Genomic DNA, 23,056 nt, shown 5'->3' with positions numbered 1-23,056 from the left:
ATGTCCTCATTTTTTAATGACCGTGCTGGGTAGCAACTCTGGTCTCAACATATTCGTCAATTGATCATAAGGGATCACCCAAGATAGGCTGCCAAACTTGTCGGGTGCTAAGACAACGGGGTCATAGCTTATTTGTAGACCATTGCTGAGCAGCGCAACATTGTCGGTTGCGACAAACGGCCAGATTTTTTTGAACTCATCCAAATCGCCGATGACATCAGCACGGTCTTGCAACCATTGCTCATGTTCACGCCTGACAAGTTGCTCGAAGTCTTTTGATTTATTGGGCAATAACATGCCATCCAGTGTCACCAGTTGATCTGCCAGCGGTAGCCAGTTTAAGTATTGCGTGGTAGAAACAACGTGCTTGGTGTCTGTGAAGATAGCACTATTTAATTGGATAGCCACCAACGCTTTGGTGTTGTGCAACACCGATGATTCGAGTACGACACTTTGACCTGGTTTAGCCATGCTAAAAAAATAAGCCTTGAATGCTGCAATTGAGCGGTGAGGTGGCTTTGACGAACTGTCTATCTCACCCAGCGCGGCGAGAGATTGATCTAAAAAAGCGTTAATTTTGGCGTTTCGGTCAAATACCACCAGTTTGACGGTCACTGTCGGACAGTTACTCACCTTGCAGGTCGGGGCAGTTGCACTGCTTGTCACCACACGATAAGGATAATTCTGCACGGTTGCTGTTTGCGCGACGACAGACGGCAGTCTTAACGGCCCCGAAGCAGCCTTGTCGACAATCGCCACCTCTGCCGTTGACGAGGGCTTATCGACAAGCGTGTCTGCGTGGTCAACCCGCTCTTTGGAGAGGGGCGTAGCAAGTGTGATGTTATCGCTCGGTTTGTTAAACCACTGCCACTGGCTGCAACCAACAAGTGAGGAAAGTATGCAAGAAGCGAAGACAAAGAGCCTGCAGCTCACCAACTTAAACGGTGTATTCATCATTAAAAAAGTTTAATTCATTGAGGCGACTAGCTTATCAGGCTGCCTTCAAGGCTCTTGCGATGTCTTCGCGGATAGAGCTGGGGGTGTCATTGGGCGCATAGCGCTTCATCACATGCCCGTCACGATCAATCAAAAATTTTGTGAAATTCCATTTCACTGCCTCGGTACCAAGCAACCCAGGTTTGCTCGACTTTAACCACTGATAGAGAGGATGCGCATGTTCACCATTCACGTCGATTTTGGCAAACATCGGAAACTCAACCCCGTAATGAGTACGACAAAAGCTCAAAATGGATGCCTCATCACCTGGCTCCTGATGGCCGAACTGATCGCAAGGAAACCCAAGCACGACAAACCCTTGAGAATGAAACTCACGGTAAAGTGCCTGCAATCCATCGTATTGCCCAGTAAAACCGCATTGAGAGGCGACATTGACAATGAGGCAGAGGTATCCCTGGTACTGAGAGAGCGCAGTGTCATGGCCTTCAATGTCTTTAGCAGAGAAATCTTCGAGTTTCATGGGCAGTCCTTGTTTAAGTGTTCAGCGCAGAGAAAGCCTCAATCGCTCGAACGCGGCTACTCTTTAAATCCACGATAGCCAAAGGATAACCTGCGCTGGCACGCGCAAGCGGGCTCGGGTCATGTATTTCTTTAGCGTTTAGGTGAGCGAGCTCAGGCAACCACGTACGGATAAACTCGCCTTTAGGATCAAATTTTTCAGACTGACTCACAGGATTAAACACGCGAAAGTAGGGCGCCGAATCAGCCCCCGTTGATGCACTCCATTGCCAACCGCCATTATTGGCTGCTAATTCACCATCAATCAAATGGCGCATGAAAAACGCTTCGCCCTGACGCCAGTCAATCAGTAAATTCTTGGTCAAAAACATGGCAACGATCATCCGTAAACGATTGTGCATCCAGGCTGTACTGAGCAGTTGTCTCATGGCAGCGTCCACAATCGGGATGCCCGTTCTGGCTTCACACCACGCCTGAAAATCTTCTGTTGATTGTCGCCATTGCACTGCGACGGTTTCAGGTCGCATGGGTTGATGCTTGGATAACGCAGGGAAACCAAACATCAAATGCAAATAAAATTCACGCCATAGCAATTCAGTGATCCATGTCGTTACGCCTTTGTCACCTGTATCGCTCTCACCGTTATTCGTGCTCAATGCCGCGTGTAAGCACTGTTTGACAGAAACGAGACCTGCAGCGAGGTAGGCAGAAATGCTTGAAGTCCCGTTAATAGACGGGTAATTTCGGTCGGTTTCGTAGTTCTTGATGCGATTATCTAAAAACGATTCGATCCGTGCTTCAATGGCGTCGTCATCCACCGGCCAATTTTGTTGAATTGAACTCGGTACAAGAGCAAAGCCTTCAACCTGTTGAGGGATCTCGTCCCCGCAGGGCAGCGTTGCCTGATTCTGACGAGCCGGGCAGGGGATCAATCGATAGGGATGTTGACGCAAAGCGGCTCTGCAGGCCCGCGCAAAGGGCGTAAACACTTTGTAATAAGTGCCAGCCCCCGTTTTTATATCGCCCGGTGTCAATAGTGTGCCACCGTGATGACCTGTGAGGGTGATGTGATTAGCGGCGAGCGTTTGATAAACGGTTCGATCTCTTGTTCGCTCGTTTAATCCAAATTCACGATTGCAGTGAACCTCGTCGATGCGGTGTTCTTGGCAAAACGCCAACAACGCTTGGGGTAGATCGGGCCACCTGGGCACGTACAGCAGCTTTAACGGGATATTCAGTTCACCCAGCTTGCGACTGAGTTCGCGCAGGCTGCGCATCCAAAAGTCAACTTTCGCGGGTGAATCGTGGTGGGATAACCATTGATCTGCTGACACCACAAACAGCCCAATCGTCAATCCAGCTTGTGTTGCCTCAAACAACGCTGGATTGTCGTGCGTCCGAAGATCGGTTCTGAACCAACAAAGCTTATTTTTTTCCGTCATGCTGCCATTTTTCGATCGCTGCGAGGGTATTGCTCACGTGCTGGTCTGGACTCATGCTGTTATAGGTGTAGAGCACTTTGTCGTCAGGGGTAATGACGTAGGAGATCCGGTCGGCAACCCCAGGCATCATTGTCATCGTTGCATCGTAGGATTTCATAATCTTTTTATCTGCATCTGACGCGACGGCGAACTTACCACCGCATGGACCCTTAGAAAACTCTTTGAGCTCTGCCATCCCATCACCAGATACACCAATGACCGTCGCATTCATCGATTTAAACTTATCTGCTGCCTCAGCAAACAGATTGGCTTCAATCGTGCAGCCGTGCGTAAAGGCTTTGGGATAAAAATAGACAACCACTGGGCCTTTTTTTAGCGCCTCTGCCAGTGAGAATTCAAATGACTGACCCGCTAATGCAGCAGGTGCAGAAAACATCGGCCCGGCGGCACCGGGTTTAAGCTCGGCCCAGGCCATTTGACTCAGCAACATAAGACCTGAGGCTGCCAATTGAACAGATAGTCGCAAAGATGTTGAGTTCATGATCAAATCCTAGTAGTTGAGCGTGACGACAGCATGGTTGAACCCTAGGGTATAAGGGTAGCAAGTTTTGATGAATAAAGGTGATTTCATGACCACGTGGCAAAAACGTTTTTTGACTTTATGTTGGCTCGCGTTGAGCTGGCCTTGTGCGAGTGCGCCACTCACCGTTGCCGATGAAGGGGATCCCGCACGTTGGACCCAAGAAGACACGACAGTCGCTCAGCAATATGCCACAGCGAGAAAGGAATTAGCTGCCGCCTACCAAATCAGTCTGGTTGAATGCGCCCGGTTGGAATCTGTTGAAAAACAGCCTTGCCTTGAACAAGCCAAACGCGAATACGAGCAAGAACTCAGTCTATTGGGCTTTCGGCTGGGTCCGGCTCGTTAGTTCATGATGCCTCTAGAGCCACCAAGACTAAATTTGCCGGCACCCAATAGCATCACGGCCAGAGCGGTAAACAAATACATCGCTTGAAGTTCAATCTTCCAGCCACCAACGTCATTGAGTTGCATGAATTGATGGCTGTGGCGAAGATAAATCGCGACCGCCATATTGACGGCGATGATAAACCCACCTAAGCGGGTGAATACACCGATGATAATCAGTGCTGGCGCAATGGCTTCACCAACGAAAACACCGTAAGCAATCCAGGCAGGCCATCCGATATCAGTCACCATCGCGACTATACCTGTGGCGCCTGTCATGAGTTTGGCAAGACCGTGCAGAAAAATGAGCGAACCCAGCATCAGCCTCAGGATCAGTTTGCCAATATCTTCCGTGTTTTGCATGTGGTGGGCTCCGTTGGGCTAGCTTGATTCGTTGCTGGTTTCAACGAGATGCCGCCATGTTAGCAGAGGGAAAATACCATCTGATATCAGGATTAACAAAGTTTTGTCCGGCCCATGTATTAAATTGCGCAATTCGTGTAGCGACGATTTATCCATGCGTAATAACCGCATAATGTATATTATGTAAAGTATTGTATTGAAGTGAAAATGATTGATAATGCGCTACACATGAATCCCTCCCTAACACTCTGTCAATCGCGATGTGGCGTGGTCAGCTAACCAACCTATTCGCTCAACGAACCTTATTCGTCGCTGCACTCATTGGTGCATTGGCGGCTTTGGCCACGATTGGTTTTCGCGAAGGTATCTTTTTGGTCGAACGCGTGATCTTCGGCCCGAATGACGGTTTGGTGGGGATTGCGACTCGGCTGGTGTGGTGGCAACGATTGGTGTCGCCTGCAATCGGTGGCGTCGTTGCTGGATTGATTCTCGAATACGCCCGCAGGCAGCCTGACTTTCGTACAGGCGGCGATTACATGGAAGCCGTCGTGCTGGGCAATGGCGAGTTAGGGGTTAAACCATCCGTGTTAAGGGCAATCTCAGCGACAGCCACCATCGCCTCTGGTGGCGCCATCGGACGCGAAGGCCCCATGGTTCAGCTCGCTGCACTTGCTGGATCGCTGATCGGACGTTGGACAAAAATGCCCATCCCCAGGCGCCGTCTTTATATTGCCTGCGGTGCTGCTGCTGGTTTGGCGACTGCTTATAACGCCCCAATCGCCGGTGCCATATTTATCGCTGAAATTGTGCTTCAGTCAGTGTTAGTCGAGAGCTTGGGGCCATTATTGGTCGCTTCTTTTGTTGCCAACATTGTCGTGCAAGAAATCTTTGGCTATGCGCCTGTGTATGACATGCCTGCTTTCACCCTGAGTTCTGGGGGTGCGAGCCTTGTATTGGCCGCCATTGGATTGTCGGCCGGCATTGTTGCCCCTGTGTATTTGTTTGTGCTGAAAACATCACGCGAGTCGTTTAAACAACTCGCCGCCCCACCCTGGGTCAAACTTGGATTGGGCGGTTTGATTGTTGGGGCAATATCGGTGTTGGCGCCTGGCGTTTGGGGCAATGGTTACAGCGTGGTCAACTCTATTTTGCAGGGCAACTGGCTGTGGCAAAGCTTATTACTGATTTTGGTGATGAAGTTGCTGGCTGTGGCCGCGACCACGGGTTCAGGGGCGATCGGTGGCATCTTCACCCCTACACTGTTCGTCGGGGCCATTTTGGGTGCCTTGTTTGGCGGAGCGAGTCATTTGCTTTGGCCAGATCTTATCCCTATCCCGGCTGCCATTGCCGTGGGGATGGGCGCTTTTTTGGCTGCCTGCACCCATGCCCCGCTGATGTCGGTCCTGATGCTCTTCGAAATGACGGGAAACTACGGCGTTGTTGTACCTCTCATGGCCGCTTGCATTGTGGCGTATTCGATTTCCCGAGCGTTACGCGTGAACTCAATTTATCCCGTCATCCACCAGGGTAGTCAGCACGCTGCCCCGCTGGCGATAGCAACTGATCTATTGCGTAGTAACCCACCCAGCGTATTCCTCCAACAAAGCGTTCGGGACGTTGAGGCAGTGTTTACCAAGTGGCGCTGGCAGCACATTTATGTGGTTGACGAAAACAGACTCTTTCTAGGCGCAATTTCACTGCATGACTTTACGATTACCCTGAAAGATATCAAAGATCTTGATACCCCATGGCCTGCCAGTTTGCTTAAAACTGACTATCCCCGGGTCGTAGAGCAAGCCCCTGTCTGGACGATGATGGAAGTTTTTATCAAACATCCGGGCGAAAGGCTGCCTGTTTTGAACTCAGCATCCATGCTAATGGGTTACATCACCAAGACAGATGTTGTCATGCTTTTTCGTGATATTGCCTCGACAACTTAACCTCGGTATGGCAATCGGCTTAGCTTAGAACGTTCGGGGACAACACCTCTAGAAAGAGGATCCAGGTGTTTGTAAAAAAGCCTGCTCCTCGGGTGTAGACTCACGGCCAATCAGCACATTGCGATGGGGATAACGACCAAACCGATCAATGATGGCTTTATGTCTTAGCTCAGACCGCATGCTGTCGGCCATTTCAGGGCTATCGAACAAGGTCAAGGCCATGCGATGAATAACAGGTGATTCACTGTGCATAAAGGGCATGTAAAGAAAAGCACGCTGGTTAAACGGTAAGGCTAAGTCAGCGCCAAGGGCGATCGCTGATTGAGACAAGGCTAACGCCAGTGGGTCGCAAGCAAATGCCTGAGCCTGATCTCGAAAGATATTCCGGGAAAACTGATCCAGCACAATGATCTCTGCTAGTCGACCTTCTGGCGTTTGACGCCAAGCAAACAGCTCACATTGCGCTGCTGCTGCGTGCAGCTTTCCAAAGCGCTGCTGGATCTGGCGGTCAAATTCAGCAGACTTTTCCCACCATTGTTTGGTGGAAATCTCTTCGAACCAGAACGACAGCACAGTAGCAGCAGAAAAATCCATGGGGTTCCTTTTTTGACGCACTGGCTTTTATAACATCTTGACCTCAATCGCTTGTATCGTAATCAGTCGATTTCTGTGCCTTCGCGTTTGCCGACCGCCCATTCTGGCGCCAGAAGAAAACACCGATCAGTGCCAATAAACCTACAAGCGTTACCATTGTTGCGGGTTTGTGTTGACTGACGTAGTGCCTCGTCTGAAACCAGACATACCAGATTGGAAACCGCGCAGCCGCATCAAAGTCCGGATCAGGACACTGGGTTCCAAATCCGCCCTCAGTATTGAGCAGAGCCCCCTCTTTCACATATCGCTGATAAAACTGCTGTGCTCTGGTGAAATCGTAGACATTCATCCAACCCGTCGCGTGACAAAGCACAGCAGAAAAAGCTTGCGATCGGCTAGGTAGTTCGTCGGCGGCATGGGTTGCAAAATCGGCGGCGAGTTCACGATAGTGAAAGCGCTTCAGCGGCTGGCTTTCGCTGAGCGCGTAGCGACGTTTCTCTTCTTGCGTGACGTGGTTGCCTGGCAAATCCAATGCTGCGCGTTCAAGGGCAGTCAGAGGGGGCTGCACCTCTTTTTCCTTAAGAGACCACGGTTGGTTCTGATATGCCCGACCAGTGCCCCACTCAAAGTTGCCATCTACGTCACGGTAATCCGGGGCTTGCTCGTAACCGATCAACTCCATTCCCCAGCGTTTGGCGAGCGTTGCTGCGGTGAACCAAGCTTTAGCACGCGCCGCACTTGTCCAAGCATGCTTTGCGTCTTCTAGTGCGTCGCCATAGGCTCTGGCAAGCTGACGCGTGGGGACCGTGACGAAGAGGTATTCTCCCTTGCCACCATCAGCGCCCTCATCCCAAACCGTTTGTCCATAGCGAGGGTCGTTATCCTCTGGAAAGTACGGCAACGCCTCAACCACTCTCCCCTCGCGTAAAAGGCGTCTGGCGAGCAAGTAACGCAGTGTGCTTGATACGCTTTTGCCCGAGAAATACTCGACCTCAGGCTTGGGCATCGGTGGCGCAGGCGATGATGGCACGCTGGCGTCGACAAACTGCTTGAGTTCATCGGAGGTCAGTACCCGTTCTGCGACATAGGCCATGTCAGCGTCATAACCTATCCAGGGCTTGTCAAGCGAGGCATTGAGGGTATTTTCGCGATCATCCTGGGACGAGTTTAGTGCGTCGTCTGTCGCCCTTAACGATTGACTTTCAGCCATGACGGCTGCTCGGTAGAAATGCCCCAGGGCGTCAATATATTGGCCGCGTGATAGGGTTAACACACCGATTTCACCTGTGATTAAAGCGGAGTTGCTCGGTTCGATACTGGCGTCTAGCGCAGGGAACCCTTTGACAGCGTTGGCATATGCCTGCGTTGCCGCCTCGATATCTCCACGCTGCAATGCAAGTTTCGCTTTGACCCAAGAGGCCAACACACTTTCGCTTTGAGCCACCAAGATAGCTGCAAAATCGTAGCGACCTGCCCGATAGGCAAGCGCTGCCAAACGATCAGCACCGACCACGTGCGTCACCCCTTGATCTTGAATCGCCTCGATCAGCGCGACTAATAACGGATTCGCTTTGGCATGCTGATCGTCGCCCTCATCATCGAGGCGTGCAAGCGCATATGCCACCAACAACCTCTGCCCAAGACTGTCATCAATCAACTTTGCAACACGACGTTTATCTTTAACGGCCCATTGCGCAATAGCACGTAAGGATTGAACCCCACTGTTGCTGTTGGTGGCCGCTTGAATCGCATACAAGGCGACTGCCGTCTTTAGTTTGCCTGCAGGTATCCGTGCTGCACAAGAGGTGTTGTTGATAAAACTAGCGTAATCGCACAGTTGCTCGGGATTCTCTGCAATCAAATAGTTCAGGGCTTCGTCGCCGATCTCAGCAACGGTGGGAGGGGTCTGGTCTGCCTGTGTTTCATCTTTGGCAAGATGGCCGGTCTGCGTCTGAGCAGAAGTTTCGTCTTGTCCAGCATGCTTGAGCCGCAGCTGGCGATAGGCAACCAGATATCCTTGGTCAAGCGTGATCAGATGACTGGCTTCATACTCAAATGAGTTACTCGGGATCTGGCGCAGCGAGCTCTCTCGGTTGTCGAGCAATTGCATTGGGAAAAAAGGTCCGCAAGCTTCGACGAGGAGTGCAACCAAGACAAAGATGAGGCCGACCAAGGCGACCATGTATTTATTTCGTTGCATACACTGAGATTTCCTTTTTGTCTGCATGAGTACAACGCAGCCAACCAATGCGGCGGCTATTGCCTGCTCGCAACATCCCTGGTTGACGCCGTCTGAGCAGCATGCCCTGCGTATCGTATTCGAGCGCATACCCGTTAATACCGTCGGCGGCCTCGCATTGCGAATCAAACCGGACCGCACTGGGCAGTGCCGCGTCAGTGTTGCCCATGCTCACCACTGACACCTCATACATCCCTGTTTGCTCGGTCGCTCGAGCATCAATCAATATTGCGTCATGGATCGTTTGCCTCTTAAGAATTGCCTGCCAGGTGGTGAAGCCCCAGACGCGTTCATCTGCGTGCGTCGGCAATCTAAACCACGCAATTGCGCTCAGCCCCGCTGGAGGATGACTGTCTAGGTGCTGAGCGAAATCACTGATCTGGCGAGGAGACGCAACAAGCTCTTGCGAAGCAAGTTGACCAGACCCGCTCGCTAATAGCAAAGGTCTCTCGCTCTCAACACCAGCTATCCGGCCCTGTTGATCCCAAGCCACGCGCATGCCGTATGTGGGCAAGGCGACGCGCCAAGGATGTTTGGTGCGTCGCGAGTAGTCGCGCACCCACTGTTCTGCTTTGTCGCTGTTGAAAAGACCATGAACTGGATCCAACACGGCATGAACCTGCAACACGGATTCATCGGCAACGTCAAGCAATTGATCTAGCGCGTTGCTCTCAAGCCAAGTCGGTAAGGCAGTGATCGATAGTCTGATCTGCGGTGCAAGTCGTTGTCGAATGGTTCGCAATGTTTGCGCATATTGCTCAAGTCTGGCGCTCGCACAGTCGTGATCAATTTCAAGGGCGACCAGGTTGATATGACGCGCTTGCCAGTCATGCGCAAGGTGAACTACCCGTTCTACGCCAGTATCATCGAGCTCGCCAAGTTGTCCGTCAATACGAATGACGGCAGTCACCGGTCGCTGCGTGTTTGTTAACACAGACCAGTCGGGTGAAACGATGGACCATTTCGTCCGGTTGTCTTGTTCGGCGGCAAGGACCCGCCAAGTGTGTACGAACGTGTTGCTCGACTGGATGGCCTCGATGAGCGCTGGGGTCCACTTACGTTGCCAAACGTAGGCATCATTCGCTAAAACGACCTGCTGTCGCCGGACATCATTGATGAAAAACCCAAGCGTTAGAAGCAAGATGAAGCCTGCTATTGCCATCGATACAACACGTTTCATTCTCGTTTTTTAACAATCAACGCCAGAGGGACAAGGGAAAAATAGGGATTGCATTGCGCCTCAACATGATACGCTCACCGTGATCATTAGGCGGCTGAGAGGGACACGTATGTTTGGATTATTGAATGTTTGGCGGGTGATTGGCGCCTTGTTTGCAACGACAGCGGTGATGCTTGGGGCCTATGCAGCGCACGCGATCACGGATCCGCTCGCTGCGATGGCGGTCGATAAAGCGGCTAACTATCAACTCATTCATGCCATTGCGCTGATTGTTGCCACGTTTTTACAGGGCCGGATTGCGCTCATCAGTCGCCTTTGTTTTACTGTGGGTATGGTGTTGTTTTGCGGTAGCATTGAGGTCAAGTATTTGTTGCATCTCAATGATTTGAGCAAGTTTGCACCGACGGGCGGCGTTTTGCTCATGGTCGCCTGGCTTGCGCTGGGTCTATGCGGCGCCACAAAATACCCTAAGTAGTTTCCACTTACCCTTAACTAGCTTATACAAATGACTATTCGAGACAAAGCATACATCGTGGGTGCCTATGAGCACCCCACCCGTAAGGCCCCTGATAAATCCGTTGCTCAGATCCATGCCGAGTCAGCGCGTGGCGCACTTGAGGATGCAGGCCTGAAACTGTCAGACATTGATGCCTATTTCTGCGCCGGTGATGCACCCGGTTTAGGCATGTTGTCGATGGCTGATTACATGGGTTTGACCAACCTTCGCCATGTCGACTCGACCGAGACTGGTGGGTGTTCTTACCTGATTCATGTCTCCCACGCAGCGCAAGCCATTGCTGCAGGTAAGTGCGACATTGCCCTGATCACGCTGGCGGGTCGTCCTCGTTCTGCAGGAGCCTCTGGTTTACAACCACGAGCCTGGGGTGCTGACATTCCTGATGTGCCTTTTGAGGCGCCGTTTGGCCCCGTGACAGTGAATAGCTACGCCATGGTCGCGGCTCGCCATATGTATGAGTTCGGCACCACAGCCGAGCAATTAGCCTGGATCAAGGTGGCCGCGTCTCACCACGCTCAACATAACCCGCATGCGATGCTTCGCGACGTTGTCACGGTTGAAGATGTGCTGAACTCGCCTTACGTCGCAACCCCGCTCCACCGCTTAGACTGCTGTGTCGTGAGTGACGGTGGCGGTGCGTTGATCGTCGCGCGTCCTGAAATTGCCAAACAATTAAATCGCCCTCTCGTGAAACTGCGCGGTGCTGGTGAGGCTGTCAAAGGCCAGTTGGGTGGCATGGTCGATTTGACCTATTCGGGTGCAAGAAAGTCGGGGGCCGACGCCTTTGCAGAAGCTGGCGTCTCGCATCAAGACATCAAATACGCCTCTATTTATGACAGTTTTACGATTACCGTGTTGATGCAACTCGAAGATTTGGGTTTTTGCAAAAAAGGCGAAGGCGGCAAATTCGTGGCTGATGGCAATCTCATCTCGGGTGTCGGCAAGCTGCCTTTCAATACCGACGGCGGCGGGTTGTGTAACAACCATCCGGCGAATCGCGGCGGCATCACCAAAGTCATTGAAGCGGTAAGGCAACTCAGAGGTGAAGCCCATCCTGCCGTCCAAGTTAAAAATTGCGATATCGCACTAGCCCACGGCACCGGCGGCCTCCTTGGCTCGCGTCACGGCAGTGCAACCTTGATTCTTGAGCGAGAATAACCATGTCAACAATGTTTCAAGCCAACCCCTTACCTGCCCCTGTCATTGAGCCAGGCACCGAACCTTACTTTGACGCAGCGCGCGCGGGTAAGTTGATGATCAAATACTGCAAAGTGTGCAGCAAACCACATTTTTATCCTCGCACGCTCTGCCCTTTCTGTTTCGGTGATACCGAATGGAAGGAGGCCTCAGGCACTGGCACAATCTATAGCTTTAGTTTGATGCCCAAAGCCACGCCGAATCCCTACTGTATTGCATACGTGACATTGGATGAAGGCGTCACGATGATGACGCAAATCGCCGATTGCGATCTCGCGACAGTGAAAATTGGTCAAAAAGTGTCGGTGGTGTTTAAACCAACCACCGAGCAAGGGGCACCAGTGCCCATGTTCAAGCCAGTTTAGTGTTTGCCTGAGCAAATCAGTGGTCTGAGGTTATCCCGATTGGCCGCTGGTTAAATAAAACGGGTTCAGCTAAAAACTGAACCCGTTTTTTATGAAAGGCTTATGAATAGGCAATCTTATATCAAGGTTCATGCAACAGCATTCACTTCCCAGAAGTCTTTGATGCCGTCAGCAAATGTAGCGGTAATACTTCTTTAGAGCGACGTTTGTCCTCAGTGAGCGAAATCGTCTTGCCATCAAGATAAGCCTCGATCGTGGACCAAGAATTGCCATAGGGTTGACGTACGCTCATGATGTTTTTCCCATTTCGCTGGTAGTCGATACCAGTACCGCCATGGACGGCGTGGTATTTGAATGTTTTACCATCGATGCCAGCATTGAAAGCGTTTGCACCACTTATTTTTAGCAACACATCATACAAACCCTCTTTGTTTTTGACCTTGAATTGTGCCATTTCGACTTCTACACCGTCACCCTCCAAAAACGTACCGTAGGGGTTAACAATGGTCGGGTCTTCTGCCAATGCCGTACCAGCGACTGAAATTAACAGCACAGCCAAAAATGCTTTAAATTTCTCAATCGAAACATCGTTTAAACAATGGAAATGAAAGAAATAGTTTGATCTGTTCGAAACTTGATGGCGATTCATTTGATGGGTATATGTCATCTAATTAGGTTGAGCGACGCTTAGAGGGATCTTTACCATCCAAGTTTAAGAAAGGCTTATGATCAACGGGCATTCATTGTCAAGCCAATTCTCACCAGAAGGATCCCGCGGCCTATGTCAGTTTGGCTGGGCTGACATCTGCATGGCCGTAAACGCAATAAAATTGAACGCATGCACAACATACTCATCATTGAAGACGAACTCGAAATGGCCGACTACCTCAAAGCGGGTCTGTCTGAGGTCGGGTATGCGCCTACGCACATTGCAGATGGTCAAGACGGGTTAAACGCGGCGCTAAGCGGCAATTGGGATTTGATTATTGTGGATCGAATGCTGCCGGGTCACTTCGAAGGCCTCTCTATCGTCACACGAATCCGCGAGAAAGGCTTGACGACACCCGTGCTTGCGCTAAGCGCTATGGCTAGTTTGGGCGAAAAAGTCCGTGGTTTGCGTGATGGTTGTGATGATTATTTAACCAAACCCTTTGCTATGCCAGAGCTTTTGGCAAGGGTCGACGCGCTGATTCGCCGCGCTAGCGCATCCGAAAACGCCCAAATACTGAAATTGGCTGACCTCACGCTCGATTTGCGAACACGTGAGGCGCAAAGAAATGGGCAAAGCATTGCACTGCAGCCGCGTGAGTTTCGCTTGTTAATGTACCTCTTTAACAATCAAGACAAAATTGTTACACGCAGTATGCTGTTGAGCGCGGTATGGGACATTAATTTCGACCCAGGCACCAATGTGATTGATGTCCAGATTAGTCGGTTGCGCAATAAGTTAGATCGCGGCTTCGATCCGCCTCTGCTGCACACTGTTAGAGGCGCGGGTTACCGGTTCAGTATCGATGGGTAGTATCCGCTACTCTGTCGCGTTTCGACTTGCGCTGATTTGCGGCGGGCTCGTTGTGGGCTCGGTGGTGTTGCTCTGTGCTACCTTTTATTGGGGCACAGTCACCGTGATGTCACGAAATGCAGATGTCCGCTTACTTGACATTAAAGATAGGCTTCAACACGATGCAGACGAGAGAGGGCTCATTTCTCTTGCAAATCGCATAGGACAATCACTCACCGATGGTGTCGATTCAGACACCGAAATTTTGCTGCTGCTCGGGCCAGACCGAAAAAAAATCGCTGGCAATTTAGATGGTTGGTCTGATACCGCCCTGCCCGTTGACCGACTGCTGGATATCCAAATTGTTCGAAATGGACGCACTTCAAACAGTCGAATACTGATTCATCGATTTACTGACGGTGCATTATTAATCGTTGGTCGTGATATGAAAGATCTCGCTGCGATTAGCAATTTGATTGGGCGTGCCGTATTGATTGGCGGGGCACTCGCCCTCCTGTTAGCTGTCGTGGGGACGCTATTGTTTCGTCGGCAGATTGAACGCCGCATTGGTGCGATACGGCTTGCAACGGCTGATATAGAGTCTGGCAACTTAGATAGACGCATCTATGTATCAGCGAATCCTGACGAGTTCGGACGTTTAGGGGCCGACATCAACCGAATGCTCGACACCATTCAGACGTTGATGGAAGGTGTCAAGCACGTGTCGAATACCATTGCCCATAATCTGCGTACGCCACTGGGGTTGATTCGAGGTCGTCTTGAACAGGCGCTGAATTCGGCAAGAGGTGAGCAAACTTTGTCTGATTCTGCTCAATTTGCGATTGAAGAAATCGACAATTTAATTATTGTCTTAGAAAAGTTGTTGCAACTTGCTGAAACCGAGTCAGGGACAAGACGGCAGCCGTTTGGTTCTGTCAATGTAGAAGAACTTTTGGTAGATTTGACCGAACTATACGATGCTGCTGCCGAAGCCCAAGGGGCTGAAATTCTTCTTTCAATGGAAGGTGATCAACATATCCATGGCGACAAAGATTTAATTTCCACGATGCTCGCTAACTTACTTGATAATGCCCTGAAATATGGTGGCCACGGTGTCACCATTCGAGTGAGCGTTAAGTCTTTCGAACATGTTGTCGAAATCAACATTCAAGACAATGGGCCAGGCATTCCCCTTGATGCACACGCGAGAGTGCTATTGCCATTTCAACGAGTGGATCGCACAACAAAAGGTAGCGGTCTTGGCTTATCGATTGTTGCTGCAATCACGACATTGCATCGCGGTCAGTTGCGGTTAAGCGAAGCCAATCCAGGCTTGTGTGTTTCTATTGGTTTACCAACCGTCAACGCTCAGCGATTGTTGGACACCGTGACATAAACCGATCACCAGGAGTCTTCATGTTGTTTCTCGTCATTAGTACCCCTCGCCCTGAGCAACCGAGCACGCAAGTCAACGCCCGCAACAAGTACTGGGACTGGATGAATGCATTGCTTGGCAAGGGTCTCGCAAAGTCTGCCTATGCACGGGTTGGTCGTGGCGTTGCTGTTGTTTTTGAAGTGGACAGCAACGAAACCTTGCATCGGTTGATGAACGAATGGGCGGATATTATCCCCGCGCATTTTGAGGTTTACCCCCTACTCGATCAAACAGCAGCAAAGCATTTTCTGAAGCAGCAAGAGCCTCTTTAACTGACGACTCGTGACGAACCATAGTAACGGTAAAAAAAATGGGCTAGCCGGTGTTGAAGGCTAACCCATTGATTTATTTGGTCGGAACGGAAGGATTCGAACCTTCGACCCCTTGCACCCCATGCAAGTGCGCTACCAGGCTGCGCTACGCCCCGAGAAGAGCAAGAGTATAGCAGAGCTTAGACCGCTGAAGTCTCGATCAGCTTAATTTAGATCAAGCTGACCCTTGCCAGCGACCGTTTCAAGCGCGGCGGCCAGCACTTCAGAAATATCATTCAACTCTTGTCGTAACGCTTGTAACTCTTGCCCGCTGAGTCGCACGGCAGCATCAGGATCGACCAAAGTAGCCGTCTTTCCTTCTCCTAACTTATTTCTCGCACCACTGATCGTGAACCCTTGCTCATAAAGCAGTTCTCGGATCTTACGGATCAAAAGCACTTCGTGATGTTGATAATAGCGACGGTTACCACGACGTTTGACGGGCTTTAATTGCGTAAACTCTTGCTCCCAGTAGCGGAGCACGTGCGGCTTTACACCGCACAAATCACTGACTTCACCGATGGTGAAGTATCGTTTAGCGGGGATGGCGGGTAAAAGAACAGACTTGTCTGACGTGATCATGAATGTAGCGGTCGAACTGTCATGTTTTTATAAAATTACACATAGGTTACACATACTCGCCAATATAGGCAATGGCCGATTGATCTAGATGAACTTCAATATTATCAAGCCTTAGTATCAATAGCTTCTACTTCCGCTTTAAGCTTTTGGCTCGCATGAAACGTCACGACACGGCGCGCAGCAATTGGGATTGTTTCGCCAGTTTTCGGGTTTCTACCTGGTCGTGCGGGTTTTTTCCGCACTTGAAAGTTACCAAATCCAGACAACTTGACAGCATCACCACTGGCGAGTGCGTCCCGGATCTCTTCAAAAAAAGTATCAACAATATCCTTGGCTTCTCGTTTATTGAGCCCAACGCGCTCAAAAAGCAAATCGGCCATTTCTGCTTTTGTCAGGGTACGTGTTTCAGTCATGTTGAGTCTGTTCCCATTTAACGTTGGCGAGCGCCGTGCTGCAAGATCAGCTCGTCGCGGATTTTCAGCATGCAAGCATCGACCTGTGCATCATCGAGCGTTGCGTTGACATCTTGCAAGAAAAATCGAAAGGCCAGGCTCTTTTCTGAAGCATCCGTTTCGGCTTTATCTTTCCAGACATCGAACAGGTTAACTTGTTTGACGATGGATAAGTCTGCATGCGCTGCAATCAAGGTATGAATCGTCGTTAGCAAGGCACCGACTGCGATGTTCGTGTTAACCCAAACTGCCAAGTCTCTTTGCACAACCGGTTGTCGTGAGAGCTCTTGCGGGCGTGGCATGTCTAATGTTGAGAGGCTGTCCAAGCTCAACTCAAACACCACAGGGGCGCTAGATAACTCTTGCTGTTGAACCCATTTAGGGTGCAACTCACCGATCCAACCGACAAATTTTCCGTCGAAATCGATACGAGCGCTACGGCCAGGATGAAGTGCCGCATGAGCATCGACCACAAACGTTAAACGATCTGCTCGGTAGCCAAATAGTGATTCAATATCGCGTTTGACGTCAAAAAAATCAACCAGACGGTCTGCTGAACCCCACTGGGTGTCAAGCGCCCCACCCCATGCTGCACCCGCCAAGTGCACTGGTTGCTCAACTAGGGCGACCGCCAGAGGGCCATCAACCGAGTGCTCGTTGCGTGCGAACACCCTGCCCAATTCAAAAACACGAACACGGCTCTGCTTGCGATTTACGTTGTACTTGATATTGGCGATGAGCCCCGGAATCAAACTTGAGCGCATCACAGCCAATTGGCTGGCAATTGGATTGAGCAATTTAATGGGATCTGGTTGACCGACCATCTCGGTCTCCCAAGATTGGTCAACAAATGAGAAATTGATCACTTCCTGATAATCAAGTGCTGCTACCTGATGACGCACGGTGTGTGGTAGCCGCGTGGTTTCGCGGATAGCCTGCATTTTCGCTCGTGCCATGGGAGGAACGGCCGGAATATTCTCAAAACCCACGATCCGCGCAACTTCTTCAATTAGGTCTTCTTCAATCCGAATGTCGAACCGATGTGAAGGTGGCGAGATGACGAAATCGTCACCTTGTTGAGTAAAACTCAAGCCCAAACGAGTGAAAACGGCTGAAACGGTATCCGCACTCAATTCAATCCCGAGGACGCGTCGACACCGAGACAAGCGCATGGTGACAGGCTCGCGGCTGGGAATGTTGACAATCTGATCATCCAACGGGCCAGCAGCACCACCACAAATATCCAACACCAATCGCGATATCAGCTCGAGGTCTTCGCGGTTGCTCGTGAAATCAACACCGCGTTCGAATCGATGACTGGCTTCTGAGCTCAGTTTGAGCTTTCTAGCACGGCCAGCGATGGCATCTGGCCACCAAAAAGCCGCTTCCAAGTAGATATTTTTCGTGTCCAGGCTAACCGCAGTCGCATCCCCACCCATGATGCCAGCCAAGCTTTCGACTTGGTCCCCGGACACGATCACCCCCATGCTTGGATCTAGGTCGATGGTTTTACCGTTCAACAACGTCAGAGACTCACCGTTTCTTGCCCACCGAACGCAAAGCGAATCGCCATGCATCTTATCCAGATCGAAGACATGGGTAGGACGGCCACACTCAAGCATCACATAGTTTGAGATATCAACGAGCGCGCTGACAGAGCGCTGACCAGAGCGCTCAAGTCTCGCAACCATCCAAGCGGGCGTTTTTGCATGGGCATTGACACCACGAATCACTCGACCAACAAAGCGGCCGCAAAGATCGGTCGCCTCAATCTTGGTGGATACCGTCTCGCTGATGGTAACGTCAACAGGCTTAGCTGAGGGAGGAGTTAGCTGAGCCCCAGTTAACGCAGCTACCTCACGTGCGACACCGAGGATGGACAAACAATCAGCGCGATTCGGGGTGAGTTTTAACGTAAACAGCACATCGTTCAGTTGCAAAGCCTGCCGAACATCCTCACCCAAGGGTGTGTCATCAGGCAATATTAAGAGACCTGCGTGATCTTGGGATAAACCCAGTTCGCGCGCTGAGCACAACATGCCCGAGGATTCAACCCCTCTCATGGTGGCGATGCCGATTGTCATGCCGTCAGGCATCACAGCACCGACAGTCGCCAGAGGTACTTTGAGCCCAGCAGCAGCGTTGGGTGCGCCGCACACAATCTGCAGCATTCGACCGCTTCCATCATTTACCTCGCAGACTTTCAATTTATCTGCATTGGGATGGGGAGTCGTACTTTCGATGCGAGCAACGATGATGCCGGAAGACATCGGCGCCACTGGATTGAGCTCTTCGACTTCAAGACCCGCCATTGTCAATTTGTGTGACAGCTCTTCGGTCGAAATCGCCGGGTCAACCAGCGTGCGTAGCCACGATTCAGGAAATTGCATAGTTAACCGTTTGAAACCTAAGTCTGATTAATTGTTGAACTGTCGCAAAAAACGCAGATCGCCCTCGAAGAATTGCCGCAAATCATTGACGCCGTAGCGCAGCATCGTTAGACGTTCAAGCCCAGAGCCAAACGCAAAGCCAATATAGCGTTCGGGGTCTAGACCAAAATTTCGAATGACATCAGGATGAACCTGACCGGAGCCTGAGATTTCGAGCCAACGCCCCTTGTTCGGCCCCGTGGTGAACATCATGTCAATTTCAGCTGAAGGTTCTGTAAAGGGAAAGAAAGACGGTCTAAATCGCAATTGGAGGTCTTCCGTTTCGAAAAAACACCGCAGAAAGTCGGTGTATACACCTTTCAAGTCTGCAAAGGAGATGTTTTCATCAATCCATAAGCCTTCAACTTGGTGAAACATGGGCGAATGAGTCGCGTCACTGTCCACTCGATAGGTGCGACCCGGAGCAATCACCTTGATGGGTGGTTGATGCATTTTTGCATAACGGACTTGCATCGGACTCGTGTGAGTGCGCAATAACAAGGGAAGCCCATCGGTGCCATTCATATCCACGTAAAAAGTATCCTGCATCGATCTGGCAGGATGATTTTCGGGATTATTTAAAGCGGTGAAGTTGGTCCAGTCATTTTCGATTTCAGGCCCATCGGCGACGTCAAAACCGATTGATTTGAAGATGCTTTCAACGCGCTCCCACGTACGAGATACGGGGTGAACACCACCCACACCTCTTCCTCGACCAGGCAGGGTGACATCAATGGTTTCTAGGGCTAATCGAGCCGCTAATTGCGCATCGGCTAGCTCGCGCCGACGGTCATTTAACAGCGCTTCGACCTCTTGTTTAATGACGTTAATGCGCGCACCTTCGATGCGCTTTTGTTCAGGATCGAGCTTTGCTAATCCCTTGAGAAGCTCTGTCAGCGAACCTTGTTTACCTAGAAAGATTGCTTTTGCGTTTTCAAGAGACGCGGCATCACTGGCTTGTGCAAAACTTGCGCGTGCGCGCGAAATTAGATCGTTGGCGATATCAGTCATCGTATCCACAGCTTCCTTAAACGACATGTAGCGCTGGCTCAAATGCAAACGGAGCCCAGGGGGCCCCGTTTATCTTGACAGTCCTGGTTGCTTAAGCAGCCAGTGCCAGTTTGACTTGATTGACAACTGCTGCAAAACCAGCCTTGTCACGCACAGCCATATCGGCCAAGACTTTACGATCCAGTTCGATGGCGGCTTTCTTGAGACCAGCAACGAACACACTGTACGTCACGCCGTGTTCACGCACTGCGGCGTTGATACGGGTAATCCAAAGTGCGCGGAAAGTACGCTTTTTGTTACGACGATCACGGTAAGCGTACTGACCTGCACGCATGACCGCCTGTTTAGCGATACGAAAGACATTACCGCGACGACCACGGTAGCCTTTGGCTGCTGAAATGACTTTTTTGTGACGGGCTCTGGCCGTTACACCACGTTTTACGCGAGGCATGTTCTAGTCTCCTGTCAGGCGAAAGGCATCATGGCTTTTACTGAAGCCAGATTGGTTTCATGAACCGCTGCAGAACCGCGCAATTGACGCTTGGTCTTCGTGGTCTTTTTGGTCAGGATATGGCGTTTGAACGCATGACCCCGCTTGATTGATCCGCTACCGCGGACCTGAAAGCGCTTTGCAGCACTTTTCTTGGTTTTCATCTTAGGCATGATGAATGATCCTTGCTTAATAAACGCGTGTCCCACAGGTGCTTTGCCTAAGGCAAATCTTGGTAACCTGAAGCGCATGCGACTTCTAACCCCACCGCCTTGTGGTCACTCGAAAGAGCCGATTCACAAGAGACAAAAATCATCACTGATGTCAACATTGACGTCAATTATTGACTTCATGTACTTAAGCTCATGTACTTAAGCTCATGTACTTAAGCTCATATACTTAAGCGGGAAAGCCTTTGATTATAATATGGTTTTTGGGTTTTACGCAAGTTTCGCCTTCAAGTTACTGTGTAAAGTGACTCAGATTCTCTATTCGATATTTAAACGCCTCGGCGAGATGCACGGTTGAAATTTCTGTTGCCGCATCCAAGTCTGCGCAGGTTCGAGCCACCCGCTGTAGACGGGCAACAGAGCGATTGGATAAGCGATAGCGTAGGGTTAGCATCTGGATTAGCGCTTGCGCAGCGGTGTCCAAAATACAGTATCGGTTGAGTGACGTGCCTGTTAAACGAGCATTAGCAACGCCCTGACGCTGTGTGGCTCGGGCGTGCGCGCACTGCACTCTTGGCCGAATGACCGCTGATTTCTCAGCGGGTGTCTGTCTATTCTGCTCACGACAGGCAGACGGTAACCACACAACAATATCAATGCGATCCAGCAACGGCCCAGATAATTTGGCTTGGTAGCGTCGAATGTCTTGAGCTGAGCACCGGCAACGCCCGCCGGAATCACCGCGATAACCACAGGGACACGGATTCATGGTTGCAATCAGCTGAAAGTTTGCTGGAAAGGTGATTTTGTGGTTTGCACGGGCAATTGAAATTTGCTGATTTTCCAGGGGCTCTCGAAGGGCTTCAAGGGTGCGGCGATCAAATTCAGGGATTTCGTCTAAAAAAAGAACGCCGTGATGCGCCAGCGTAATTTCACCTGGTTGCGGGATACGCCCGCCGCCAACGATCGCAGCGGGTGAGGCGCTATGATGAGGCGCTCTAAATGGTCGATCCGCTAGGTTAAGGTCGGTTGACTCAGCATATGAGGCAATGGCCGCCACTTCGACTTGCTCAGTCGTCAGTAGCGGCGGCAAAATGCCAGGCAAACAATTCGCCAGCATGCTTTTACCAACCCCTGGTGGACCAATCAACAACATGCTGTGAAACCCGGTTGCAGCGACTTCGAGCGCTCGCCGAGCAGTCGCTTGCCCTTGCACTTCCCCCATACAGGGGCGACCATGATGTTGCTTATTTGGCAACGCTTTCAAAGCAATAGACGACAATTCGCAACGGTCACACAGAAAATCAACCACTTGTTTGAGTGTGTCTGCAGCAAATACCTTGTCCAACAACGCTCGACTGGCGTGCTCGGCGCTCAGTCTGGGCACGATCAAGCCACGAATCTGGGGATGACGCGACACTTCCATGGCGATCGTGATTGCCCCGCGAATCGGCATCAACGCGCCTGTCAGCGACAGCTCACCGGCAAAGACGAATTGGCTCAGTCGAGAGACGAAATTGTCTTTCGACGAGGTGACGGATAGTTCAGGCAGATCAATTTGGCCAGAGATCAGCAATACGCCCAAGGCGATGGGTAGGTCGAAACGACCCGACTCCTTTGGCAAATCCGCGGGCGCCAAATTAACGGTGATCCGCCCGTTCGGGAACTCAAAGCCGCTACTTTGAATAGCTGCTCGTACTCGTTCCCGACTTTCTTTAACTTCTGCATCTGCGAGCCCGACGACGGTGAAGCTTGGTAAACCAGTACCAAGGTGCACCTCTACATTGACAGGCAGTGCAACCATGCCGACCAGCGCTCGGCTATTTAATACGGCTAGTGTCATACGTCAGCCTAAAAAGGCCGAAGTGTATGGTTGTCTAAAACAAAGATAAAGATCGTCAGGATAGAAACGTCTGCGCAAAAAAATGCCTAAATAGCACCTGCTTCAAGCGCTGCGATGCGAGCCTCAAGCGCACGCACTTGGGTCTCGAGCACAGTTACTCGCTCTGTTGTCAGGCGCAGAAGGCTTGATTGAGCATCAAAATCTTCTCGTGTGACTAGATCCATCTTATTGAAAGCGCTACCCATCATGGCACGGACGTTACGCTCAATATCTGCCGCTGGGCTCTTGGCAACCAGTTCAGACAAGTTCTGTTGCACCTGTTCAATCCAAACGTTCGGTTTCATGGCGAATCCTTGCAAAAAGTGAAACGACGATCTGGTCATAGTTTACAACTAGACCATTCGTTGTAACGAATCGACGTCTAACCATACTTGGTAAAAAAATACCAATTTGGGGCGTGCGACTCGAAAATGCACTGTTATGGAGCGATTTTGTATGCGCTGTCATGATTTTGTCAAAATCACGCAAAAACCTTCAAGGTTTAAGGGTAGG

At 50.8% G+C, this 23,056-nt stretch carries 25 protein-coding genes and 1 tRNA gene; 8 read left to right on the top strand and 18 right to left on the bottom strand.

All coding sequences use genetic code 11. From position 1 onward, the window contains the following. Nucleotides 1–6: 6 nt before the first annotated feature. The 4 genes from AC1W8Y_RS03195 to AC1W8Y_RS03180 are packed head-to-tail and all read right to left on the bottom strand — an operon-like array spanning nucleotide 7 to nucleotide 3,459. Nucleotides 7–957, bottom strand: a complete 951-nt coding sequence (locus tag AC1W8Y_RS03195) for a DUF3298 domain-containing protein (protein WP_482013019.1) — start codon at nucleotides 955–957, stop codon at nucleotides 7–9. Nucleotides 958–991: 34 nt separating this feature from the next. Next, nucleotides 992–1,477, bottom strand: a complete 486-nt coding sequence (locus AC1W8Y_RS03190; RefSeq protein ID WP_482013018.1) for a glutathione peroxidase — start codon at nucleotides 1,475–1,477, stop codon at nucleotides 992–994. A 13-nt stretch (nucleotides 1,478–1,490) separates the two neighbouring features. Continuing rightward, on the bottom strand, nucleotides 1,491–2,918 hold the full coding sequence (locus AC1W8Y_RS03185) for a cryptochrome/photolyase family protein (RefSeq protein ID WP_482013017.1): 1,428 nt from the start codon (nucleotides 2,916–2,918) through the stop codon (nucleotides 1,491–1,493). Next, nucleotides 2,902–3,459: a peroxiredoxin gene (locus tag AC1W8Y_RS03180; protein ID WP_482013016.1), complete on the bottom strand. Its 558-nt coding sequence runs from the start codon at nucleotides 3,457–3,459 to the stop codon at nucleotides 2,902–2,904. The genes AC1W8Y_RS03185 and AC1W8Y_RS03180 overlap by 17 nt, the downstream gene beginning before the upstream one ends. A gap of 88 nt (nucleotides 3,460–3,547) precedes the next feature. Between AC1W8Y_RS03180 and AC1W8Y_RS03175 the strand changes: the two genes are divergently transcribed. Beyond that, nucleotides 3,548–3,847 (top strand): hypothetical protein, encoded by a 300-nt coding sequence (locus AC1W8Y_RS03175; protein WP_482013015.1) that lies wholly within the window; start codon nucleotides 3,548–3,550, stop codon nucleotides 3,845–3,847. On the opposite strand, the gene AC1W8Y_RS03170 is transcribed toward AC1W8Y_RS03175, so the two are convergent. After that, on the bottom strand, nucleotides 3,844–4,248 hold the full coding sequence (locus AC1W8Y_RS03170; protein WP_482013014.1) for a DoxX family protein: 405 nt from the start codon (nucleotides 4,246–4,248) through the stop codon (nucleotides 3,844–3,846). The genes AC1W8Y_RS03175 and AC1W8Y_RS03170 overlap by 4 nt on opposite strands. A 260-nt stretch (nucleotides 4,249–4,508) precedes the next feature. Between AC1W8Y_RS03170 and AC1W8Y_RS03165 the strand changes: the two genes are divergently transcribed. Further along, nucleotides 4,509–6,188 carry a ClcB-like voltage-gated chloride channel protein gene (locus tag AC1W8Y_RS03165; RefSeq protein WP_482013013.1) on the top strand — a complete coding sequence of 560 codons (1,680 nt, stop codon included), beginning with the start codon at nucleotides 4,509–4,511 and terminating at the stop codon, nucleotides 6,186–6,188. A gap of 48 nt (nucleotides 6,189–6,236) precedes the next feature. Here AC1W8Y_RS03165 and AC1W8Y_RS03160 read toward each other — a convergent pair whose 3' ends face one another. The 3 genes from AC1W8Y_RS03160 to AC1W8Y_RS03150 are packed head-to-tail and all read right to left on the bottom strand — an operon-like array spanning nucleotide 6,237 to nucleotide 10,201. Next, nucleotides 6,237–6,782, bottom strand: a complete 546-nt coding sequence (locus AC1W8Y_RS03160) for a DUF924 family protein (RefSeq protein ID WP_482013012.1) — start codon at nucleotides 6,780–6,782, stop codon at nucleotides 6,237–6,239. Nucleotides 6,783–6,825: 43 nt separating this feature from the next. Continuing rightward, complete coding sequence (locus AC1W8Y_RS03155; protein ID WP_482013011.1) at nucleotides 6,826–8,982, bottom strand: hypothetical protein; 2,157 nt, start codon at nucleotides 8,980–8,982, stop codon at nucleotides 6,826–6,828. Then, entirely contained in the window at nucleotides 8,969–10,201 is a 1,233-nt protein-coding gene (locus AC1W8Y_RS03150) for a DUF3142 domain-containing protein (protein ID WP_482013010.1), read from the bottom strand. The genes AC1W8Y_RS03155 and AC1W8Y_RS03150 overlap by 14 nt, the downstream gene beginning before the upstream one ends. Nucleotides 10,202–10,310: 109 nt before the next feature. Between AC1W8Y_RS03150 and AC1W8Y_RS03145 the strand changes: the two genes are divergently transcribed. The 3 genes from AC1W8Y_RS03145 to AC1W8Y_RS03135 are packed head-to-tail and all read left to right on the top strand — an operon-like array spanning nucleotide 10,311 to nucleotide 12,280. Then, nucleotides 10,311–10,676 (top strand): DUF423 domain-containing protein, encoded by a 366-nt coding sequence (locus AC1W8Y_RS03145; protein WP_482013009.1) that lies wholly within the window; start codon nucleotides 10,311–10,313, stop codon nucleotides 10,674–10,676. Nucleotides 10,677–10,706: 30 nt separating this feature from the next. Then, nucleotides 10,707–11,876, top strand: coding sequence for a thiolase domain-containing protein (locus AC1W8Y_RS03140; RefSeq protein WP_482013008.1), 1,170 nt, complete (start codon nucleotides 10,707–10,709; stop codon nucleotides 11,874–11,876). Nucleotides 11,877–11,878: 2 nt separating this feature from the next. Beyond that, entirely contained in the window at nucleotides 11,879–12,280 is a 402-nt protein-coding gene (locus tag AC1W8Y_RS03135) for a Zn-ribbon domain-containing OB-fold protein (RefSeq protein ID WP_482013007.1), read from the top strand. Nucleotides 12,281–12,422: 142 nt separating this feature from the next. On the opposite strand, the gene AC1W8Y_RS03130 is transcribed toward AC1W8Y_RS03135, so the two are convergent. After that, nucleotides 12,423–12,929 (bottom strand): hypothetical protein, encoded by a 507-nt coding sequence (locus AC1W8Y_RS03130; protein WP_482013006.1) that lies wholly within the window; start codon nucleotides 12,927–12,929, stop codon nucleotides 12,423–12,425. Between the two features lie 189 nt (nucleotides 12,930–13,118). On the opposite strand from AC1W8Y_RS03130, the gene AC1W8Y_RS03125 reads away from it, so the two are divergent. The 3 genes from AC1W8Y_RS03125 to AC1W8Y_RS03115 are packed head-to-tail and all read left to right on the top strand — an operon-like array spanning nucleotide 13,119 to nucleotide 15,488. Further along, nucleotides 13,119–13,802 carry a winged helix-turn-helix domain-containing protein gene (locus AC1W8Y_RS03125; RefSeq protein ID WP_482013005.1) on the top strand — a complete coding sequence of 228 codons (684 nt, stop codon included), beginning with the start codon at nucleotides 13,119–13,121 and terminating at the stop codon, nucleotides 13,800–13,802. Beyond that, on the top strand, nucleotides 13,795–15,177 hold the full coding sequence (locus tag AC1W8Y_RS03120) for a sensor histidine kinase (RefSeq protein ID WP_482013004.1): 1,383 nt from the start codon (nucleotides 13,795–13,797) through the stop codon (nucleotides 15,175–15,177). Before AC1W8Y_RS03125 ends, AC1W8Y_RS03120 begins: the two co-directional genes overlap by 8 nt. Nucleotides 15,178–15,197: 20 nt before the next feature. Then, nucleotides 15,198–15,488 carry a DUF3303 domain-containing protein gene (locus AC1W8Y_RS03115; protein WP_482013003.1) on the top strand — a complete coding sequence of 97 codons (291 nt, stop codon included), beginning with the start codon at nucleotides 15,198–15,200 and terminating at the stop codon, nucleotides 15,486–15,488. A gap of 78 nt (nucleotides 15,489–15,566) precedes the next feature. Here the strand turns inward: AC1W8Y_RS03115 and AC1W8Y_RS03110 are convergent. From AC1W8Y_RS03110 to AC1W8Y_RS03070, 9 genes are all read right to left on the bottom strand, one after another. Beyond that, nucleotides 15,567–15,643 (bottom strand) — tRNA-Pro (locus tag AC1W8Y_RS03110). Nucleotides 15,644–15,692: 49 nt separating this feature from the next. Further along, the gene (locus AC1W8Y_RS03105; protein ID WP_482013002.1) at nucleotides 15,693–16,109 is read right to left on the bottom strand and encodes a MerR family transcriptional regulator; all 417 of its coding nucleotides are present in this window, start codon (nucleotides 16,107–16,109) and stop codon (nucleotides 15,693–15,695) included. 104 nt (nucleotides 16,110–16,213) lie between these two features. Further along, on the bottom strand, nucleotides 16,214–16,522 hold the full coding sequence (locus AC1W8Y_RS03100; RefSeq protein ID WP_482013001.1) for an integration host factor subunit alpha: 309 nt from the start codon (nucleotides 16,520–16,522) through the stop codon (nucleotides 16,214–16,216). A gap of 17 nt (nucleotides 16,523–16,539) precedes the next feature. Further along, the gene (pheT, locus tag AC1W8Y_RS03095; protein WP_482013000.1) at nucleotides 16,540–18,951 is read right to left on the bottom strand and encodes a phenylalanine--tRNA ligase subunit beta; all 2,412 of its coding nucleotides are present in this window, start codon (nucleotides 18,949–18,951) and stop codon (nucleotides 16,540–16,542) included. Nucleotides 18,952–18,978: 27 nt separating this feature from the next. Continuing rightward, entirely contained in the window at nucleotides 18,979–20,001 is a 1,023-nt protein-coding gene (gene pheS / locus AC1W8Y_RS03090) for a phenylalanine--tRNA ligase subunit alpha (protein ID WP_482013123.1), read from the bottom strand. Between the two features lie 91 nt (nucleotides 20,002–20,092). Next, a complete protein-coding gene (rplT, locus tag AC1W8Y_RS03085; RefSeq protein WP_482012999.1) occupies nucleotides 20,093–20,452 on the bottom strand; it encodes a 50S ribosomal protein L20 in 360 nt (119 codons plus the stop codon). Nucleotides 20,453–20,466: 14 nt separating this feature from the next. After that, nucleotides 20,467–20,664 carry a 50S ribosomal protein L35 gene (rpmI, locus tag AC1W8Y_RS03080; protein WP_482012998.1) on the bottom strand — a complete coding sequence of 66 codons (198 nt, stop codon included), beginning with the start codon at nucleotides 20,662–20,664 and terminating at the stop codon, nucleotides 20,467–20,469. Between the two features lie 289 nt (nucleotides 20,665–20,953). Further along, the gene (locus tag AC1W8Y_RS03075; protein ID WP_482012997.1) at nucleotides 20,954–22,504 is read right to left on the bottom strand and encodes a YifB family Mg chelatase-like AAA ATPase; all 1,551 of its coding nucleotides are present in this window, start codon (nucleotides 22,502–22,504) and stop codon (nucleotides 20,954–20,956) included. 86 nt (nucleotides 22,505–22,590) lie between these two features. After that, on the bottom strand, nucleotides 22,591–22,848 hold the full coding sequence (locus AC1W8Y_RS03070) for an accessory factor UbiK family protein (RefSeq protein ID WP_482012996.1): 258 nt from the start codon (nucleotides 22,846–22,848) through the stop codon (nucleotides 22,591–22,593). Between the last annotated feature and the right edge of the window lie 208 nt (nucleotides 22,849–23,056).

This window comes from Jezberella sp., assembly GCF_964834465.1.
Note: the sequence above shows the minus strand (reverse complement) of the source record. Positions and strands in the feature narration are given on the sequence as shown.